Origin of the sequence: Leptolyngbya sp. FACHB-671 (assembly GCF_014695745.1) — a bacterium.
Lineage (GTDB): Bacteria > Cyanobacteriota > Cyanobacteriia > Elainellales > Elainellaceae > JAAUTN01.
Genome location: NZ_JACJOV010000001.1, coordinates 1 through 2,508, shown reverse-complemented (window position 1 = coordinate 2,508; position 2,508 = coordinate 1). Strand labels below are relative to the sequence as shown.

Here is a 2,508-nt window from a genome sequence, read left to right as displayed (position 1 = left end):
ATAACGGCTTTGGCAAGTGTTGAGGAGTTTTTGTGCAAGCAGTTCAGCATCAGCACTCAGCAGATAGCTCCAGCCCAACTCCTCGACTAAATTTGCCACCAAATCCGCGAAATGGCTCAGGTTACGGTAAGGAATTCCGCTTTGCAACCAAAGTGTTGAGACGATCGGATAACCTCCAACCGCTTTCGGTAGCTTCAGGAGATTAATGCCTTCCAACGCCAGTGACTTCAAAGTAGAGACAGGCTCATAGCTATCATCCTGGTAAGGTAACCCCAATCTTTCGCATAGTCCTTTCCAGAAGCCTCCCTCTGCCTCCATGTAGTAGGCATACTCGGACATTGCAAACGTCAAAACTTTGAGCCAATTGAGTTCGTCTTTGTCTTCAAGTCGCTCATAGAGCCGGTTGTATTCCAAGTAATTGGTGCCTAGCCGCCTTAGATTGTCACCGATTAAATTTAATATTGTCTCTGTCCCCCAGACCTCATCAGTGTCGTAGCGGGGTAAGCAAACACTTCCAAGGAAGCGAGGATACTGCCAGCGGGGAACAATTACTGCTTCCCATAACCACCGGGTATGTTCTAGATTTGTGAGTCGAAACTCGGTTGCACTTTCTGGAGCTTCAAACTCCTCCTCAATTGCTGGCGGATGGACAGTAATAACTGCTGTTTTGGGTGGATCACGTTGCTCTATTACTTCTGGAGATGATCCAGGAGAATCATCTGTTGTATTGGTTGAAGCTGGCGGTGTCTGAGTCTGTGCAGATCGAATTTGTTCTTCAAGTCGATTCAGAGATTCAGTAAGTTCGCCTCTTTGAGATGAAAGCTTGTCTAACTCCTGGGTTAAGCTCAATTTCTGTTCCTGGGACGTTTGAAGCTGAGCGCTTAGTTGGTTGAGTTCTGCCTCTACAACCTGTTTCTGCTCCGATTGCTGGGACAGCAATGTGTTCAACTGGTGCTCTTGTACCTTAAGCTCCTGCAATCGGCTTTCAAGCGCAAGATTTTCTTCACCCAAGGCTTGTTTATTAGTCTCTAAAACTATCAGTTCTTGCTCAATAATCTGCCTTTGCTGCTCCCTGCTGCTAAATTGACCGTTTAACTGGGTGTAGTGAGTAGTGAGTGCTGAAAGTGAAGCATTTAATTGGCTTTCCTGTGCTTTGAGTTCCTGCAACCTCACCTCAAGGTGATGCGTTTCTTCAATCAAGGATTGCTTACGGTTCTCTAATGTCGCGAGTTCCCTTTGAAGTATCTGCTTTTGCTGGTCCTCAGCATTCAGTTGAGTCTGTACTTGTACTTTCTGAGCTTTGAGCTGTTCTAGCTCATCCTCAACAAGTTGCCGCTGATTGCCACAAGTTGTAATCGTCCAGTCTAGTGATTGCTTCTGCTGTTCTAGCGTCTCAACTTGCATCTGGAGCGAGGAGAAGAGCGATTGTACTGCCTGTTTCTGCTCCTCCAGGGTGATTAATTCTTGGTGGATTGCCTGCTTCTGCTGTTCGTCTGTATCTAACTGGGTTTGTAGCTGTTCAATCTGAGCATCTAGCTGGCTGCATTTTTCTTCAGATGCCTTTTGGCGATCACGGAATGCCACAACCGACTGCCTTAGGGTATCCTTTTGCTGTTCAAAGGTTTGAACTTCTGCCTGGAGAGAGGAGAAAAGCATTCCTACCTCTTGTTTTTGCTGACGGCTTACTGCAAAAGCTCCAGCAGTCGCGGCTGGAACTGCTATCAGACCTACTAGAGCAGAGTCTTTGATGTTGCGAGTAATGGGTAAACTAAGGCTAAAGCCAACTCCAAACGCTACAGACCCTAAAACTAGCCAGTTCTTAACCATAATGCTTGTTAGATGCGATGTGAACCGAACTAGGTGCTTGTGCAAACCTAGCGAAAGCCGTTTGTTGCAGGAATCATTTCTAACTCTTTGAACTCCTATTCAGAAGCTTGATTAAGTTTTCGGTGAACACTGGATAAAGAAATGTCTCAGTACTTCCAAAATTATTTTCTACCGATGAATCTAGAGTCCACCTTATCAAGGGTTCCCCCCAGACCTGTAGAAAATCCCAATATCTTGATAGGGAAATCACGTAATTATAAAGTTCCGTTACTAGAAGCTTTTCAAGGACTAGGATAAATTTGCTCAATATCGGCTTTTTATTGACTTATGAAAGAGATCTACCAAGCTCGATGCCATTCCTATAGCGAACGCACAGCTTTTGAGCGGTTGATGCTGTTGATTACAACCCTTGTGCAGTATCCAGGGGTGGGAAGCAGCGAGACGGTTGAGCGAACTCCTGGAGTACATCATGATGCTCTTCTAGAACTTCAACAACAATTGCAGAACGTTGCCAAAAGCCAAGGCATATCCCTAACAGCCTGCTCTTTACCGACATTACGAAAGGATTTAGGCACACTGCGTCAATGGGGCATCTTGGAGCAGCGAATGTATCGCTGGGGCTATTATCTGGGAACTGGAGCAATGAGCCGAGAAGAATTGCAGGTTGACCTTAATGCTCTA

2 protein-coding genes are annotated in these 2,508 nt (G+C 45.7%); one reads left to right on the top strand and one right to left on the bottom strand.

From position 1 onward, the window contains the following. Positions 1-1,827: coiled-coil domain-containing protein (locus H6F93_RS00010; RefSeq protein ID WP_199313389.1), on the bottom strand; the 1,827-nt coding region annotated here is incomplete at its 3' end. 327 nt (positions 1,828-2,154) lie between these two features. Here H6F93_RS00010 and H6F93_RS00005 point away from each other — a divergent pair. Further along, the coding region (locus H6F93_RS00005) for a hypothetical protein (protein ID WP_524537870.1) at positions 2,155-2,508 on the top strand (354 nt) is incomplete at its 3' end.